This window comes from Haloarchaeobius marinus (assembly GCF_051207415.1).
In the GTDB taxonomy this organism is placed as follows: Archaea; Halobacteriota; Halobacteria; order Halobacteriales; family Natrialbaceae; genus Haloarchaeobius.
In genome coordinates, this window is record NZ_JBPKGD010000007.1 from 98,229 (window position 1) to 113,612 (window position 15,384).

A 15,384-nucleotide genomic window follows, 5' to 3' on the forward strand; every position below is an offset into this window, starting at 1 on the left:
TTTAGGCTTGCCAAAATCTTCAGACGGGATCCGTCTCGTGCAGGAACGTCTGGAACTCCATCGTCCGGCCGTCGGGGTCAGTCGCGAAGAAGTTGTAGATGTCGAACGCCTCGGTGACCGACGGTTCCGACTCTGCACGGGCCGCGAAACGCTCGTAGAACTCGTCGACGCCGGTGCGGTCCTCGGTCACGAACGTGAGCACTCCCTCCGTCTCCGTCTCCTCGGCGTCACAGAAGCCAAAGAGCAGGTTGTCGTATCTGCAGATGGTACAGGCGGACTGCTCCAGCCACACGCTCGCACCGACCTCGTCGGTGTAGAACGACGCCGACGCCTGGTAGTCCTCGCTACCGAAGAACACGATTCCGGACATGCCCGAGTCTGGGGTCGACCGGGACAAAACGGTTGCCACCCCGCTCGGCGACACACAGATATATGACCGGCCGGCCGAACGTACGTCGAGATGACAGACCGACGACGGACGCTGGCGTCCTTCAGCCTCCTCGCGCCCGGACTGGCGCTCGCGACGCTGCTCCTCTCGACGCTGGTCGACCCCCTGTTCTCGTGGCGGTCCCGGTCGCTGTCCAGCATGGGCGAGGCGACCGGCGAGGCGCTGCTGACCGTGACGAACGCCGACCAGGTCGCGTTCCTGCTGTTCAACGGCGGACTGGTCGTGGGCGGACTCCTCGGACTGCCGTTCGCGGTCCTGCTCTGGCTGGACGCGGAGAACGGGATCGAGCGTGCCGGCGTCGTCGCCTTCGCGCTCGCACTCCTCTCGATGGCCGGCGTCGGCGTCGCGTACCTCGACGGACCGGTCGCGTCCCTGCACTTCCCGTTCGCCGCCGGGTTCTACCTGCTCGCGACGGTCGCACTGCTGTCGTACGGGACGGGGGTCGTGCTGGCCCGCGAGACGGGACTGGGCCTCGCCGTGCTGGCGCTCGGCGTCGCCCACCTGCTCCAGTGGGCCGTCTGGGTCCTGCTGGAGGCGACAGTGTGGACCGGCGACGACGTCCCGACGTACTTCGCCGTTCCCGAGGCCGTCGGAGCCGTCCTCTTCGGCGGGTGGGTGCTCTTGATGGCACGGGTCCACCTCGAAGTCCCGTCCGCTTCGAACTGACCCGACTCGTCCGTCGGCGACGACGGCCGTGACGTACAACAGTTAACCCTGTCGAGCGAAATCCGGACACATGGACAAGTGGCAGCGCCGGACCGTCTCCTACCTCGTCATCCTCTGGGTCGTGATGATCGGCTACGCCATCCTCTACGACTACGGGATGCTCGTCTTCGAGGGCGAGGACAAGACTTTCCTGCACTCCTTGCAGGTGGTCGTCGAGGCGTTCACGACGACCGGGTTCGGCTCCGACGCCCCGTGGGAGACCCCGGAGATGAACCTGTTCGTCATCCTGATGGACCTGACGGGCGTGTTACTCATCTTCATGGCCCTTCCCGTCCTCGTCTTCCCGCTGATGGAGGACATCCTCTCGACCACCGTCCCGACCGCCGTCGAATCCGACGTCTCGGACCACGTCGTCATCTGCACCTTCACGGCACGGGCAGACACGCTCATCTCCGAACTCGACGCCTGGGACGTCGACGCCGTCATCGTCGAACCCGACCGCGAACGGGCGGTCGACCTGTACGAGGACGACTACCCGGTCATCCACGCCGACCCCGAGAGCGTCGAAGGACTCGAAGACGCAGGACTCGAACGCGCGAGCGCCCTCGTCGCGGACGTCTCAGACGAGGTCGACGCGAGCATCGTCCTGACCGCGCGCGAGGTCGAGGAGACGGTCCAGGTCGTCAGCGTCGTCGAGGACCCCGAGACGGCGCCGTACCACCGACTCGCCGGTGCGGACGAGGTACTCTCTCCTCGCCCGTTGCTGGGGCAGAGCCTCGCCTCGAAGGTGACGACGAGGCTGACGACGGAACTCGGCGACACCATCGAGATCGGACACGACTTCGAGGTCGCCGAACTCCCGATTCACCGCAAGAGTCGCCTCGTCGGCCGGACCCTCTCCGAGAGTGGCATCCGCGAACGGGCCGGCGTCAACGTCATCGGCGCGTGGTTCGACGGCGAGTTCCAGAGTCCACTCGACCCGGACGCGACGCTCACGAGCGGGACGGTGTTGCTCGTGACCGGACGCGAGGACCAGCTAGAGACCCTGAAGAACTTCGCCCTCTCGCGAATCCGCCAGTTCGAGCGCGGCCAGACCATCGTCGTCGGCTACGGCCAGGTCGGTCGAACCGTCGTGGAGCGACTCGACGAGGCGGACGTGCCACACACCGTCGTCGACGTCCAGGACAAGGAGGGCGTCGACGTGGTCGGTGACGCTATCGACCCCGACACGCTCCGGGCGGCCGGCGTCGACGACGCGAGTTCCGTCGTGCTCACGCTCCCCGACGACACGACGACCGAGTTCACGTCGCTCGTCGTGCGCGACGAGAGCCCCGAGACGGAACTCATCGCCCGGGTCACGGAGACGGAGAGCATCCCGAAGCTGTATCGCGCCGGCGCGGACTACGTGCTCTCGCTCGCGGTGGTGAGTGGCCGGATGATAGCCTCGACGGTACTCGAGGGGGAGGACGTGCTCTCGCTCGACCACCAGGTCGACGTCATCCGGACGATGGCCCCTGCGCTGGTCGGACAGACGCTCGCGGAGGCCGACGTCCGCGACCGGACCGGGTGTACGGTCGTCGGCGTCGAACGCGACGGGACCGTCATCACCGACCTCGGACCGGAGTTCCGAATCGAGGCCGGCGACGAACTCATCGTCGCGGGAACCGACGACGGGACGAACCGGTTCACGGAACTGCTCTGTTGAGTCGGTCGGCCTACCCCGAGTCGACGACGCGCTTCGGGCCACGGCCGCGGAGCGTCCCGGCCTCGTTCGATATCTCCGTCCGCCGGAACGTCCAGACGCGCGCGCCGTCGCCGCCGTCGACGACGTCGACCTGTTTCAGACCGGTCTTGATGCAGTTCCACCACCCGGATTCGGACCCGTAACCCGCCGGGAACTCGTCGTAGAGTTCGTCGACGAAGTCGGACCGGCGTGCACGGCCGGCGTCACGCAGGTACGCCAGCGCGGCCCCCACGGCCGTTCGACGCGGGTCGGTCTTCTCGGGCGAGCGTCCCGGCACCTCGATGGCGTCGAGGTCGGCGATGTCCTCGCCCGGAGCGACGTCGTCGGTCCTGACGCTGATGTTCGTATTCGACTGGTAGTTGAGTCCCGTCGTCGGGTCGCGTCCGAGTCGCCGACGGGTCTGTGCGACGGCGCGCCGGGCGAACTCGTCGAGTCGCTCGCCCTCGACGCCGGCGAGCACGTCGGCCTCCTCCGAGAGGCTCTCGTCGGTGAACCGTTCGACCCGTTCCGGCCGGAAGTTCCCCCCGAGTTCGGTGGTGTCGACGTCGCCCGACGACCCTGACGTGGACACGAGACCGCCACCGGTGGGACCGGATTCGGCCGACTCCTCGTCCCCGCCGCCGCCGTCCGCGCTGGTACCGGCCTCGACCTCGCCCTGGCCGCCGGTTCCGGCGGCTTCGCCGGTGTCGAGTTTCGCCTCCAGTTCCTCGACGCGTGCCGCGTACTCCGTGAGAAGCTGGTCCCGTTCGGTCCCCTGCTCGATGGCCGCCCGGTTGCCGATTATCCAGTCGAGGTACGTCTCGACGTCCTCGAATCCGAGCAGGCTCGTCTCCATCTCGAGTTTCTTGACGGTCTGCTCGGGGATGTCGAGGTGGACTGTCGGCATTTGTTCATGGCTACGGTGAACGGTTATAAAAAGCATGCCATGAGCGAACGCCAGCCGGAACCGTGGTCCACGGGGCCGAGACTCACAATAACCCTTAAATCGGGCACAATCCTACAGCTACCCATGCACAAAGACGAGCTTCTGGAACTGCACGAGCAGATGGTCACCATCATGGAGTTCTTCGAGGCAGAGACCGACGCCCGGGACGAGATTTTCGAGCAGTACCACCAGCTAGACGTTGACCCGTCGGACGTACACAAGTCGAAGAGCGAGCACAAGCACGCGGTGTTCGTGCTCGGGAACGCACTGGCGAGCGTCATGAGCGAAGACGAGTTCTCGAGCGCCGGCCGTATCCGCAAGCGGATGGAGGAACTCGCCGACGACGCCGAGTCGAAGATCTGAGCGACTGTCCTCGACGGTTCGTCCGCTGGTAACTACGTTACACACATCTGGTACTTCGACGAGAAATCAGCGGAAACTATTTGTTACGCATCCGGTTGTTAGCCTATATGGATTCGCGCAGGGTAGAGCGCGTCGAAGGCTGGGATTCCCGGCAGTTCTCGGGCGGCTTCGAGGAACTTCGTGGGTACGCGGACTCCGAGTTCACCGGGGCCATCACGACCGGTTCGACGTGGCTGTTCATGCTCAACGGCCGCATCGTAGGGGTCTTCGACGGCACTATCGACGACTTCGACGTCTCCTCGGGTACAGTGTACGAAGCGCCACACCCCTCCGTGCCGCTGTTGTACGCCATGCAGGAGACCGGCGGCGAGGAACAGGCGAGGTACTACACGAACGACACGCCCGTCTCGGAGGCAGACAGGACGCTCCAGTCGGGGAACTTCACCGGCTACATCGAACTGTCGGAGAACGTCCTCAGTGGGGACTACTACGTCGTCTACTACGGCGGCAGGTCGATGAGCTGTGCCTTCATCGGTAACAGCGAACGTCTCCACACCGGCGACGAAGCGTTCCAGCGTGCCGACGACGAAGTCGGCATCTACACGGTGATGAACGTCGACATCGACGTGGTCGAGATTCCCTCGCCGGGCGGCGTCGAGGAACCGACCACCGAACCGAAGTCGGGAGCCGACGGGACGGACGACGCCGTGTCGAATGGGCGTGGCGGGGTCGACGTCGCCGCCGAATCGGCCGACGTCACCATCGACCCGACCGACACCGGCGGCGGGTCCGGCGAGCCACGAACGGGCGGGCACGCTGACGACGGGTTCCACGGCCAGGGGGCCGAACCCGGCGTCGACAGGGGGACGGACCCGGTGACCGAGCAGGAGGCGTCGACGGCCGCTGACCGCCAGCCCGGCGGCCACGCTTCGCCGACCGATACGTCACCGCCGCCTGGCGATTCGACCGGCGACCCGTCGTCCGAGAGGGGCGAGGACCCACTCGAGGTTCCGGACGACGTCTTCAAGGAGGTCGAACGCGAGGCCGAGCAGGAGACCGACCCGGTGTTCGAGGAGGAGGCACAGTGGCGCGAGACCCGGTCCATCCCGTCCATCAACCCGGACCGCTCGGAGTCGGGGAGCGAGGCGCCCGCGTCGGCGGCGAACCAGCCCCCGACGACCGGGGGCCAGCGGGGTGAGCGGGGCGGGCAGCGAGACCAGGGGGCCGCCTCGTCGCAGGGGGCCGACCCGACCGGTCAGGCCCAGCCCGCCGGCACGCAGCAGCCGAACCGCCAGCAGGAGCCCGGTCCGGCCGACGACTCCCCGGGGCAGGCGACGACCCAGGGCGAGGACGCGGTCGACCGACTCCAGCAACGGCTTTCGAACGTCGAGAACGAGCGCGACGAACTGCGCGAGGAGAACGGTGACCTGCACCGGCGAATCGACGAACTGGAGGCCGAGAAAGACAGACTGGAGACCAAACTGGCGAACATCAGGTCGAACCTCGACGCACAGGGAGAGGCTGTCGCCAGCGCCGGCACGCAACTCACCCCCGGCGACGCGCTAGAGGGAACCAACCTGTTCGTCCGGTACGGCTCGAAGGGCCAACCGACGCTGGAGACCGCCCACGCCGGCGAGGCCGCCGCCGACGCGGTGAACGAGAACCTCCGCATCGAACACCACACGCAGTTCGACGCAGACGACGCGGCCGTCGACGGACGACCGTACGTGGAGTTCCTCCACGACACCATCGAGTTCCAGTTCGTCGAGTGGTTCGTGCGAGACCTCCTGTACGAGATACGCGAGACCGGGAACGCCGGACCGATGCGTGACCTCTACGACGCCCTCCCCGAGGCGGACCGCGCCGAACTCAACGGTTCGGTTTCGCTGCGTTACTCGGAGGACGGCGAGGAACACCGGGAACAGACCACCTTCGACGTCGTCGTCCGCGACCGGATGGGCAATCCCCTCGTCGTCGCGAACCTCAACGACTCGCGCGACCCGGCCACCGAGGACATGATGGTCGACTTCCAGGAGCGCGCCGCACGCGTGAAACAGACGAGCGAGAGCCTGTCCGGTGCGTTCGTCGTCACCTCGTCGTTCTTCGACCCCGGCGCGCTGGAGACGGCGGGGGAGGCGACGAGCGGGAGCCTCCTCAGTCGCGACTCGAAGAAGAGCTTCGTGAAACTCTCCCGGAAGTCCGGGTATCACCTCTGTCTGGTCGAGACCCGAGGTGGAGAGTTCCACATCAACGTCCCGGAACTCTAGGGAGAAACGTATTGCAGACGCTCTAGCTTTCTATCTCGGCCGTCTCGTCTATCTTCATGCCGTCCATCTTCTGGACGATCTCGTCTATCTTCTCGTCGAGTTCGTCGACGAACTCCATCGTCCGGTCGGTCGTGATCGCGCCCTGGCTGGACGGTTCGATGAGGTTCTCTTCTTCGAGGACGCGGAGGGAGTAGCGGACCTTGTGGTGCGGGTAGCCCGTCTCGTTGGACATCTTCACGATACCGATGGGTTCGTTCTCGATGACCATCTTCAACACCTGCAGATGTCGTTCCAGCATATCGACTTCCTTCTCCAGTCGGTCTATCATGGCATTTGTTAACTTGTCTTTCGAGGTTTTAAACCTTGTTGTCGTGTTGGCACGCGAAAAGGGCTGGTTTCTGACGGTTAGCAACTGACACGTATAGGTCTTCTGTTCAGTGGGAACGATACACGTGACCGGCCCGTCCCCGGCGCACTACCCGTATCGAAACCGGTTTACCGGCAGCTACTGAATCGACCCGTGGAATGACCGTAACCATAGTCGGGTCGCAGCTGGGCGACGAGGGCAAGGGTCGCGTCGTCGACCTCTACGGTGACGGCGCCGACGTCGTCGTCCGATACCAGGGCGGCGACAACGCCGGGCACACCGTCGTGGAGGGCGGCACGGAGTACAAGCTCTCGCTCGTCCCGAGCGGCGTCGTCCGCGGCAAGGTCGGCGTCCTCGGTAACGGCTGCGTCGTGAACCCGGCGACGCTGTTCGACGAGATAGACGAACTCAGAGACAAGGGACTCGACCCGGACGTCCGGGTCGCAGAACGCGCACACGTCATCCTCCCGTACCACCGCGTCCTCGACGGCATCGAGGAGGACGCCAAGTCGAAGGGTGACCTGGACGCGGCGACCACCGGACGGGGCATCGGCCCCACCTACGAGGACAAGGCCGGCCGACGCGGCGTCCGCGTCGGCGACCTGCTCGACCCCGACGTCCTCCGCGACCGACTGGAGTACGTCGTCCCGCAGAAGCGAGCCCTCGCCGAGGACGTCTTCGGCGTGGAGACGGGCGAGGAGTTCGACGTCGACGCACTGTACGAGCAGTACCTCGTCTACGGGGAGCGACTCGCCGAGGAGGGGATGCCCGTCAACTGCGGCGAGTTCCTCGCCGGACAGGTCGACGACGGCAACGAGGTGATGCTCGAGGGTGCCCAGGGCACCAGCATCGACATCGACCACGGCATCTACCCCTACGTCACGTCCTCGAACCCGACGACTGGCGGGGCCTGTACCGGGACCGGACTCGCCCCGACCGTCGTCGGCCAGGGCGAGGTCATCGGTATCGTGAAGGCCTACCTCTCCCGCGTCGGCACCGGGCCGCTCCCGACGGAACTCGGTGGCGTGGAGGGCCACACGCCGGGCTACGAGGGCGGCGACGACTCCGACGAGGAGGACCTGGCGACCTACATCCGCGAGGAGGGCGGCGAGTACGGGACCGTGACCGGCCGTGCCCGGCGCGTCGGGTGGCTGGACATGCCGATGCTCCGGCACGCTGCCCGGGCCAACGGGTTCACCGGCATCGCCGTCAACCACGTCGACGTGCTCGCGAGTCTCGACGAGGTGAAGGTCGGACACTCCTACACCTTCCGTGGCGAGGAGACGTTCACGATGCCCTCGACCACCGAGCAGTGGGGCGAGTGCGAGGCGAACCTCCGCACGTTCGACGGGTGGGACCCGGTCGACTGGAGCGCCGTCGACGCGTGGGACGACCTCCCGAAGCACTGCCGGGACTACCTCGACTACGTCTCCGACGAACTCGACGCGGACATCTTCGCTGTCGGGATGGGACCGGACCGCGAGGACACGCTGGTCCTAGACGACCCCTTCTGAGGACCCGACGCGGGTACCAGGTCGACGTATCAGACGTGCGTCTGACGTTCCCGAAGCCTTTTGCTCTCCGTGGACGAGGGTGCGGGTATGAAAGAATCCATGATGGACATCCTGTGCTGTCCGATGGACAAAGGAGAACTCGAACTCACCGTCGAGACGGAGGACGAGACGGAGATCGTCTCGGGCACGCTCACCTGCACCGAGTGTGGCGAGACCTACCCCATCGAAGAGGGCGTTCCGAACATGCTGCCGCCGGACATGCGCGACGACGTCCCGGCGTAACCGCCGTTTCCGGAACTCGAATGGCACCCAACACACTCGTCGTCGACGTCAGCCGTAAGGGCCTGCACAGCGTCGAGCCAGCGGTCGAAGCGTTCGACACCGTCGGCCCGTTCCACGTCGAACTGCGGAACCACGGGCGCGCCGCCCACGTCCACTGCAACGTCGACGACGCGTTGTCCCGGGTCGCCAGGCTCTCCGAGACGAATCACTACGTCGAGACGGAGTCGACAACCCGGTTCCGCGTCGACGTGACCGACGGTCCACGGCCGGTTTCGGGCCGGCTCAAGTTCGTGACCGCCTACGGTGCAGAGGAAGCCGAGTTGCCGATGACCGTTCGGGACCCCGCGAACTCGCCCGCCGTGGCCCAGCAGCGGGACGGTGCGGCGTCTCCCCCTGCAACGGACGACGACGACGACGGCCGATTCGGCATCGGCGGGGTCGACGTCGACAGGTTCAGCGCCGGGCGGGTCACCGACCTGTTCCCGGACCGGAACGACGCGCCCGTGCTGGGGCTCGCTGGCGTCGCGCTCCTCGTCGCCCTGGCTGCCACGGTGGTCGCGGACAGCACCGTCGTCACCCTCGGCGTCGCGTCGGTACTCGTCGGCGTCGTCGTCGCGATGGTCGTGCTTATTCGCTAAGGTGTGTGCTACAGTTTCAAGTCGGGTCGCGACTTCCATGTAGGCGCGGCTCTGACGGAACCAACCGGCCGCACGACCCCCCAAACGATGCACGGAATCGTACTCAAAGGGCTGAAAGACCACATCAAGGAACGCTACGGCACGGACACGTGGGGTGCGGTGAACGAACGGGCGAACACGAGTCGCGGGTTGTACATCCCGCTCGAGGAGTACCCCGACACGGAGGCGTACGCCATCGTCTCGGCACTCGCGCGCGAGACGGGGGCCGACCCTGCGACGCTGAAGCGACGGTTCGGGCGGCAGTTCGCATCGACGCTACTCGAGACGTACGACGCCTACTGTCGGCACGAGCGCACCGGTCTCGACCTGTTGACCAGCGTCGACGACCACCTGGCGACCGCACTTCCGGGCCACGTGGGGGAGGTCCAGTGGAGGTGGGTCAGTACGGCGCGTCTCGACCAGGACAGGGTCGTCCTGGCGTACCACTCGGAGTACCCGCTCTGTTCGGTCGTCCGGGGACTCGTCGACGGCGTCGGCGACGCGTTCGGTGAGGAGTACCGACTCAGTCGGCGGCGGTGTCGCGAGGAAGGTGGGTCACACTGCGAGCTGGTCGTCGAGCGCCTCGGGCGGTCGCGGCGGACGAGCGGCTAGTCGTCCGTCTCGACGCCGCAGAGGTTCCCGTCGTCGTCGAAGCGCTTCGCACGCAGGTAGCGTGCCCGGTACCGGTTCGCGCCCTCGTAGACGTCGGCTTCGCGAATCTCGTCGACGCGGCCGTCGGCGACGGCGTCGACTATGTCCTCTAGCTGTGCTTTCTCGCTCGGCGTGAGGTCGAACTCGTAGGTCCGTTCGGGTTCCTCCTCCAGTGTCGTCCACTTGCGGGCCGCGGCGACGACGAGCGAACAGGGTTCCCGACAGGGGAACGCGCCGTCACCGCCGGGCGTGTCGAGGTGGTCGTCCTCGTCGTACTGCCACTCCCGGCGCTTGAGGCACTGGGAGTCGACGCAGGCCGCCTCCGTGACCCACTCGACGGCCTCGCGCGGGAGTTCGTCGACAACGTCGTAGATACCGGTCTGGCGTGCTGCAGTCTCGCGCCAGTGGGTCACGTCGAGGTTCCCCCTGCGTTCGCGGTGCCAGTTCTCGACGGTCGCCGGGTAGACGAACCCGAGCGCATCGACGAGTTCGCGGCTGGTCAGGTCGGGGAGGACCCAGCCGTCGACCAGGGAGGGGGCGGTCTTCAGGGGTCTGTAGCGCCCCCGGTCGTCGAACTTCGCCAGGTCGCGGGCGTCGCGCGGTTCGTCGTGGGTGACGAGGGCCGCCCGGTCGGCGTCGGCGTCGTCGACGTGTCGGAGTTCGAAGCGCCGGTAGCCGACCTCGCCGAGGTCGACTGTGACGAGCACCTCGCCCCACTCGTGGTGGATGCCGCCGTCGCGCATCGCGTCGTAGCGTGCCGGGACGGATAGTTCGTCGGCGGCCTCCAGCCACCGGAGGAAGTCGCGCCGGGCCGTCCCCTCGCCGCCGACGACCCGGTTCCAGAAGTGCCAGTTGGTAACCCAGTCGGCGTTGGCGCGACACACCTGTTCGAGTTCCTCGGTCGAGAGGTGCTCGCGGTGGAGGTCCGGAACCTCGAACACGTAGCCGTCGTCCTCGTAGCGCACCTCGAGGCCGTCGAAGTCGACGGGGGCGTTCGAGACCGCCGAGACGAGGTCGTCGAACTGGTCGACCTCGACGGCGTCGTCGGTCACCGCCATCGTCAGTCCCCCGCAGTCGGCACGCCGCCGGTCGCCTCGCGGACCCGTTCCAGCGCCGTGGCCACGTCTGCGCCCGCCTCCTGGGCCCGTTCCAGGACCACGTCGGCCATGAACGACTCGGTGCCGACCGCGCCGGCGTACCAGATGCGGTGACCGTCGACCGCCGCCGGCGTCTCCCAGCCCTCGCGGTAGTCGTCGGTCAGCCCCACGTCCTCGGGGATGTCCTCCTGGGTGTGGTACCCGTCGGCGACGAACAGCGGGACGACGACGACGTCCTCGCTCTCGAAGTAGTCCGTCACGTCGTCCACCTCGGGTTCCTCGTCCATGTAGAGCGCCTTCACCTCGTCGAACCGGCCGCGGTCCCGGATGCGGTCGGCGTGGTACTCGATGGCCTTCGCGGAGTTCTCGTTGCGCTCGGTCCCGTGACCGACGACTGCCAGGCCGAACCCGTCGCCCACCGACTCGTCGCCGGTGACCGTCTCGGCCCGCTTGACGATGACGTCGGACATCGAGTCGTGGGTCCCGACGGGGCCGCAGTAGTGGACCGTCTTGTCGACGTCGCCCGCCCCGAGCGTCGCCTGTGTCGCGCTCGTGCCGTCGGACTCCCAGAGGTCGGTCTCCCACCCGTCGAGTCGCAGTTCACGGGGGATGACCTCCTCGGTGAAGTAGCCCTCACTGATGAACAGCGGGACGACGTACACCTCGTCGGACTCGACGGTCCGGAGGGCGTCGCGGAAACTCGGTTCCTCCTTCCAGAACGCCTCGCGAACCTCGTCGAACGCGTCGGCCTCGCGTATCGTGTCCGCGTGGGCGTAGGTCGGCGTGCTGGATTCGGGGTTGAGATGTGACCCGTGGGCCACGATGACCAGCGCTTGCATACGAACGACTCAGGAGGGGACGGCCTTAGGGACTTCGTCTGTCGGAAATTCTCGTTCCAGTCCCGGCAACTCTATCTCTCGGTCGGCGTACCCCACGGGTCGCAGTCGGACGACGCTCGCGCCGACGGTGCCGTCGACTCCGACCCTCGCGTGGTCACGTCACCGGTTCGGACCGGAACGCGTCGCTGAAGTCGACGTTCTCCGTCGGGACGAGCAGAAGGAGTTCCTGGGGGGGCGTCTCTACGAGTTGCCGCCCGGTCTCTTCGGCCCACATGCACGGTGTCCACCGACCGGACTCGAAGCGTTCGACGACCTCCGAGGCGGTGTAGTACTGGCCGTTCGAGGCGACGTACACCGCCATCAGAGCACCTCGGTCGCGAGGTGCTGGCGACCCCGTCCGTCGGCCCGCTTGTCCTCCACCGAGGCGAGCGTCGCCACGCGGTCCTCGACGGTGACGACGCTCCCGTCGACGACCGAGGGCGTGACGAAGGCGACGTCCCCACCCTCGTACTCGGCGAGTGCGAGGACGGGTAGCTCCTGAACCCGGTACGATTCGTCGACGACCTGGGACCGGAGCTCCCGGGTCGGGAAGAAGCCGCCGAGGCTGGCGTCGCGTTCCTGCGCCCACTCCCGGAACGAGGCGACGCGGTCGAGTATCTCGGCACCCTCTTCGGTCTGGGCGGCCATCGTCGACCGTCCGACGCGCTTGCCCCAGAGGCGCGCTCGGACGTCGTCGAAGTAGTCGTCGGACGCGAGCGTTTCGAGCGAGTCCAGTACGGTCGTCCGCCTGGATTAGACGCCGAACGGCGCGTGCGACCGGACCCACAGCTCTGCTGTCCGTTCCCTGTCGGGGTCGTCGTGGATTGGGGCCACGTTTCGAAGCTAAAACGTTACTACGGTTGGTAATGTTTTGCACAAACGTATCTCGCATCGACAATCTATATATCTGGTAACCACCCGACCGGCGGTGGCACCGCTGTTGGCCGGGGAGAACGGTAGAACCTGCGGGTTACTCCTCGTCTTCCTCGGGTATCTCGTCGCCGCGTTCCCAGACGTTCGTGACGGTATCTCCGTTCGGTGGCGTGTGACTGACGTCTTTCATCGTTCGCTTGTCGTCCTTCATCGTGATAGCCTGTACCACGCGACCCGTATAAGAAGGTTTCTTGCACATACCTATAAGAATCAGTACCATATAAGGGCCTTATATCTGCCTCGCGGTTACCCGCGTCCCCAGAACGCCGCCGGGGCGAATCGAGGGGTGGGTCACGGAGAGCGGCGACGGTCTCGGGCGGCTACGGCACACACACGCTCCCGGCGGGGGAGTGTGAAGGCCTATGCACGCGGCCGCCGAACGCGCATCCATGGAGTACGAGACCCTCCAGGGTACGTCGGTCCCAAAGATCGGCTTCGGGACCTGGCAACTACCGGGACAGGAGTGCTACGCCGCCGTCAAGATGGCCCTCTCCGCCGGCTACCGGCACGTCGACACCGCCCAGGCCTACGGCAACGAGCGCTACGTCGGCAACGCAATCCACGACTCCGACGTCGACCGCGAGGACGTGTTCCTCACGACCAAGGTCCGACCGGACCGGTTCTCGCCGTCGAATCTGAAGCGCTCGGTGGCGGACAGCCTCCACCGCCTCGACACCGACTACCTCGACCTGCTGTTGCTCCACTGGCCGAACCCGCTCGTCGACCTCCGGGATACGATGGAGGCGATGGCGGACCTCGTCGAACGCGGCGACGTGCATCGCGTCGGCGTCTCGAACTTCTCCAAGAAGCGCCTGATGAAAGCCCAGCGCGTCTCTCCGGAACCGATATTCACGGACCAGGTGAAGTTCCACCCGTTCAAACCCCAGCGGGAACTCCTCCGGTACTGCCAGGACTCCGACGTGCTCCTGACGGCGTACTCCCCCCTGGCGACCGGCGGCATCCTCGACGACGACGTGCTCCGGGTCATCGGGCGGAAGTACGACAAGACGCCGGCCCAGGTCGCGCTCCGGTGGGCGACGCAGCACGAGCGCGTGGTCGCGATACCGCAGTCGAGCAGTAGAGCACACATCGAGCAGAACGTCGACATCTTCGACTTCAAACTGACCCGGGACGAACTCGACCGCATCGCCCGGCCCAGTCCCATCAGGAACGGACTGGCGTTCGCGAAGGCGACGCTCGGCCTGTAGGACGACGGGCGGCCCGGAACGTTCAACCCGACCACACCCCTACCCAGAGACGATCGATGCCGGACCCCGGCGACGACCCCCGACCGACCGAGGCGCGCCTCCCGGGCGTCGAGCCAGGCGGCGAGCGCGACCGGATCGTCCTCCACGTCGACATGGACTGCTTCTACGCCGCCTGCGAACGCCTCCGCGAACCGGAACTCCGCGGCGAACCGCTCGTCGTCGGCATGGGCTACGAACCGGGTGACGACACGGGTGCCGTCGCCACCGCGAGCTACGAGGCCCGCGAGTACGGCGTCGAGAGCGCCCAGGCAATCACGACGGCGCTCGACCGACTCCCCCGCCGGGCCGACGCCGACGAGGCCGACGGGGACGGCACGGCGTTCTACCGACCGGTCGACCTCGACTTCTACGAGTCGGTCGCCGCCGACGTGAAGGCGATACTCCACGACTGCGCCGACACCGTGCGCGAGGTCAGCATCGACGAGGCGTACCTCGACGTGACCGACCGCACCGGGTGGAGCGTCGCCGAGGGGTTCGCACGACACGTCAAACAGCGAATCGAGCGCGAGGTCGGCGTCGTCGCCAGCGTCGGCGTCGCGCCGAACATGAGTGCGGCGAAGGTCGCGAGCGACCACGACAAACCGGACGGCCTCGTCGTCGTGCCGCCAGGGGACCTCCAGTCGTTCCTCGACCCGCTTCCGGTCGAGGAGATACACGGCGTCGGCCCGGTGACCGCTCGAACGCTCCGGGACATGGGCGTCGAGACGGCGGGGGCCCTCGCCGTCGCCGACCGGGCCGAACTGGTGGACCGGTTCGGCGAGCGCGGCCGCGAGTTGCAGGACCGGTCGCGGGGCCGGGACGACAGGGCGGTGACGCCCCGGGGACTGCCGAAGAGTTTCTCCCGCGAGTCGGCGTTCGGCGACGCCGTCACGGACCCGGAACCGAAGTACGACCAGGTGCGCACGCTGGCCGAGGCGGTAGCTGACCGGGCCGACCGCGAGGGCGCACTTTACAGGACGATAGGTATCAAGGCGGTCGAACCGCCGTTCGACGTGAACACGCGCGAACGCTCGCTTCCGGGCCCGGTGGCCGACCCGTCCCTCGTCGTCGACACCGCCCTCGAACTGTTCGAGGAGTTCGAGGACGCACCCGTCAGGAAGGTGGGCGTCCGCGTGTCGAACCTCTCGTTTACGGAGCGCCAGCAGGCCAGTCTCGACTCGTACGAGGGGCGCGAGGACGTCGCTGACGGGGCGGCCGGCGAGACCGACGTCCGGACTCGTCACCGGACCGGGTCGGACGACGAGTCGACCGAAGGCGGGCAGTCGTCGCTCTCCGATTTTTGAGGACGCGTCGGCGTCGGCCAA

At 66.9% G+C, this 15,384-nt stretch carries 17 protein-coding genes and 1 pseudogene; 10 read left to right on the forward strand and 8 right to left on the reverse strand.

Features of this window, described 5'->3' with window-relative positions; translation table 11 throughout:
- Positions 1-19: 19 nt before the first annotated feature.
- Entirely contained in the window at positions 20-370 is a 351-nt protein-coding gene (locus tag ACSC1W_RS19700) for a VOC family protein (RefSeq protein WP_435349466.1), read from the reverse strand.
- 90 nt (positions 371-460) lie between these two features.
- On the opposite strand from ACSC1W_RS19700, the gene ACSC1W_RS19705 reads away from it, so the two are divergent.
- Together ACSC1W_RS19705 and ACSC1W_RS19710 are read left to right on the forward strand one after the other, a co-directional pair.
- Complete coding sequence (locus ACSC1W_RS19705) at positions 461-1,114, forward strand: DUF998 domain-containing protein (RefSeq protein WP_435349467.1); 654 nt, start codon at positions 461-463, stop codon at positions 1,112-1,114.
- A gap of 70 nt (positions 1,115-1,184) precedes the next feature.
- A complete protein-coding gene (locus ACSC1W_RS19710) occupies positions 1,185-2,819 on the forward strand; it encodes a potassium channel family protein (protein ID WP_435349469.1) in 1,635 nt (544 codons plus the stop codon).
- 10 nt (positions 2,820-2,829) lie between these two features.
- Here the strand turns inward: ACSC1W_RS19710 and ACSC1W_RS19715 are convergent, their stop codons facing one another.
- Positions 2,830-3,744 (reverse strand): hypothetical protein, encoded by a 915-nt coding sequence (locus ACSC1W_RS19715; protein ID WP_435349471.1) that lies wholly within the window; start codon positions 3,742-3,744, stop codon positions 2,830-2,832.
- A 123-nt stretch (positions 3,745-3,867) separates the two neighbouring features.
- Here ACSC1W_RS19715 and ACSC1W_RS19720 point away from each other — a divergent pair, with 123 nt between their 5' ends.
- Entirely contained in the window at positions 3,868-4,146 is a 279-nt protein-coding gene (locus ACSC1W_RS19720; protein WP_435349473.1) for a UPF0058 family protein, read from the forward strand.
- A 107-nt stretch (positions 4,147-4,253) separates the two neighbouring features.
- Positions 4,254-6,413, forward strand: a complete 2,160-nt coding sequence (locus ACSC1W_RS19725) for a DUF7527 domain-containing protein (RefSeq protein ID WP_435349475.1) — start codon at positions 4,254-4,256, stop codon at positions 6,411-6,413.
- 22 nt (positions 6,414-6,435) lie between these two features.
- On the opposite strand, the gene ACSC1W_RS19730 is transcribed toward ACSC1W_RS19725, so the two are convergent.
- On the reverse strand, positions 6,436-6,741 hold the full coding sequence (locus ACSC1W_RS19730) for a hypothetical protein (protein ID WP_435349477.1): 306 nt from the start codon (positions 6,739-6,741) through the stop codon (positions 6,436-6,438).
- A gap of 197 nt (positions 6,742-6,938) precedes the next feature.
- Here ACSC1W_RS19730 and ACSC1W_RS19735 point away from each other — a divergent pair, with 197 nt between their 5' ends.
- From ACSC1W_RS19735 to ACSC1W_RS19750, 4 genes are all read left to right on the forward strand, one after another.
- Positions 6,939-8,294: an adenylosuccinate synthase gene (locus tag ACSC1W_RS19735; RefSeq protein ID WP_435349478.1), complete on the forward strand. Its 1,356-nt coding sequence runs from the start codon at positions 6,939-6,941 to the stop codon at positions 8,292-8,294.
- Positions 8,295-8,381: 87 nt separating this feature from the next.
- Positions 8,382-8,576 (forward strand): methytransferase partner Trm112, encoded by a 195-nt coding sequence (locus tag ACSC1W_RS19740; protein ID WP_435349480.1) that lies wholly within the window; start codon positions 8,382-8,384, stop codon positions 8,574-8,576.
- A 20-nt stretch (positions 8,577-8,596) separates the two neighbouring features.
- The gene (locus ACSC1W_RS19745; protein ID WP_435349482.1) at positions 8,597-9,214 is read left to right on the forward strand and encodes a DUF7524 family protein; all 618 of its coding nucleotides are present in this window, start codon (positions 8,597-8,599) and stop codon (positions 9,212-9,214) included.
- 87 nt (positions 9,215-9,301) lie between these two features.
- Complete coding sequence (locus ACSC1W_RS19750) at positions 9,302-9,865, forward strand: heme NO-binding domain-containing protein (RefSeq protein WP_435349484.1); 564 nt, start codon at positions 9,302-9,304, stop codon at positions 9,863-9,865.
- Here the strand turns inward: ACSC1W_RS19750 and ACSC1W_RS19755 are convergent.
- From ACSC1W_RS19755 to ACSC1W_RS20950, 5 genes and pseudogenes are all read right to left on the reverse strand, one after another.
- Complete coding sequence (locus ACSC1W_RS19755; RefSeq protein ID WP_435349486.1) at positions 9,862-10,962, reverse strand: DR2241 family protein; 1,101 nt, start codon at positions 10,960-10,962, stop codon at positions 9,862-9,864. The genes ACSC1W_RS19750 and ACSC1W_RS19755 overlap by 4 nt on opposite strands.
- Before the next feature lie 2 nt (positions 10,963-10,964).
- A complete protein-coding gene (locus ACSC1W_RS19760) occupies positions 10,965-11,840 on the reverse strand; it encodes a CbiX/SirB N-terminal domain-containing protein (protein WP_435349488.1) in 876 nt (291 codons plus the stop codon).
- A gap of 154 nt (positions 11,841-11,994) precedes the next feature.
- Positions 11,995-12,201 carry a hypothetical protein gene (locus ACSC1W_RS19765; RefSeq protein ID WP_435349490.1) on the reverse strand — a complete coding sequence of 69 codons (207 nt, stop codon included), beginning with the start codon at positions 12,199-12,201 and terminating at the stop codon, positions 11,995-11,997.
- Positions 12,201-12,617 (reverse strand): annotated as a pseudogene (locus ACSC1W_RS19770) (HTH domain-containing protein); the annotation flags it as partial. The gene ACSC1W_RS19765 and the pseudogene ACSC1W_RS19770, both read right to left, overlap by 1 nt.
- A 232-nt stretch (positions 12,618-12,849) precedes the next feature.
- Positions 12,850-12,963: a DUF7989 family protein gene (locus tag ACSC1W_RS20950; RefSeq protein ID WP_492764730.1), complete on the reverse strand. Its 114-nt coding sequence runs from the start codon at positions 12,961-12,963 to the stop codon at positions 12,850-12,852.
- A gap of 238 nt (positions 12,964-13,201) precedes the next feature.
- On the opposite strand from ACSC1W_RS20950, the gene ACSC1W_RS19775 reads away from it, so the two are divergent.
- Positions 13,202-14,020, forward strand: coding sequence for an aldo/keto reductase (locus tag ACSC1W_RS19775; RefSeq protein WP_435349492.1), 819 nt, complete (start codon positions 13,202-13,204; stop codon positions 14,018-14,020).
- A 56-nt stretch (positions 14,021-14,076) separates the two neighbouring features.
- A complete protein-coding gene (dinB, locus tag ACSC1W_RS19780; protein ID WP_435349494.1) occupies positions 14,077-15,363 on the forward strand; it encodes a DNA polymerase IV in 1,287 nt (428 codons plus the stop codon).
- The last annotated feature ends 21 nt before the right edge of the window (positions 15,364-15,384 follow it).

Bases quoted from the DNA above. Each gene is read 5' to 3' on its own strand.
- ACSC1W_RS19745 (WP_435349482.1), top strand. From the start codon at position 8,597: ATGGCACCCAACACACTCGTCGTCGACGTCAGCCGTAAGGGCCTGCAC.
- ACSC1W_RS19750 (WP_435349484.1), top strand. From the start codon at position 9,302: ATGCACGGAATCGTACTCAAAGGGCTGAAAGACCACATCAAGGAACGC.
- ACSC1W_RS19720 (WP_435349473.1), top strand. From the start codon at position 3,868: ATGCACAAAGACGAGCTTCTGGAACTGCACGAGCAGATGGTCACCATC.
- ACSC1W_RS20950 (WP_492764730.1), bottom strand. From the start codon at position 12,963: ATGAAGGACGACAAGCGAACGATGAAAGACGTCAGTCACACGCCACCG.
- ACSC1W_RS19725 (WP_435349475.1), top strand. From the start codon at position 4,254: ATGGATTCGCGCAGGGTAGAGCGCGTCGAAGGCTGGGATTCCCGGCAG.
- ACSC1W_RS19705 (WP_435349467.1), top strand. From the start codon at position 461: ATGACAGACCGACGACGGACGCTGGCGTCCTTCAGCCTCCTCGCGCCC.
- ACSC1W_RS19735 (WP_435349478.1), top strand. From the start codon at position 6,939: ATGACCGTAACCATAGTCGGGTCGCAGCTGGGCGACGAGGGCAAGGGT.
- ACSC1W_RS19715 (WP_435349471.1), bottom strand. From the start codon at position 3,744: ATGCCGACAGTCCACCTCGACATCCCCGAGCAGACCGTCAAGAAACTC.
- ACSC1W_RS19740 (WP_435349480.1), top strand. From the start codon at position 8,382: ATGAAAGAATCCATGATGGACATCCTGTGCTGTCCGATGGACAAAGGA.
- ACSC1W_RS19765 (WP_435349490.1), bottom strand. From the start codon at position 12,201: ATGGCGGTGTACGTCGCCTCGAACGGCCAGTACTACACCGCCTCGGAG.
- dinB (WP_435349494.1), top strand. From the start codon at position 14,077: ATGCCGGACCCCGGCGACGACCCCCGACCGACCGAGGCGCGCCTCCCG.
- ACSC1W_RS19700 (WP_435349466.1), bottom strand. From the start codon at position 370: ATGTCCGGAATCGTGTTCTTCGGTAGCGAGGACTACCAGGCGTCGGCG.
- ACSC1W_RS19775 (WP_435349492.1), top strand. From the start codon at position 13,202: ATGGAGTACGAGACCCTCCAGGGTACGTCGGTCCCAAAGATCGGCTTC.
- ACSC1W_RS19760 (WP_435349488.1), bottom strand. From the start codon at position 11,840: ATGCAAGCGCTGGTCATCGTGGCCCACGGGTCACATCTCAACCCCGAA.
- ACSC1W_RS19710 (WP_435349469.1), top strand. From the start codon at position 1,185: ATGGACAAGTGGCAGCGCCGGACCGTCTCCTACCTCGTCATCCTCTGG.
- ACSC1W_RS19755 (WP_435349486.1), bottom strand. From the start codon at position 10,962: ATGGCGGTGACCGACGACGCCGTCGAGGTCGACCAGTTCGACGACCTC.
- ACSC1W_RS19730 (WP_435349477.1), bottom strand. From the start codon at position 6,741: ATGATAGACCGACTGGAGAAGGAAGTCGATATGCTGGAACGACATCTG.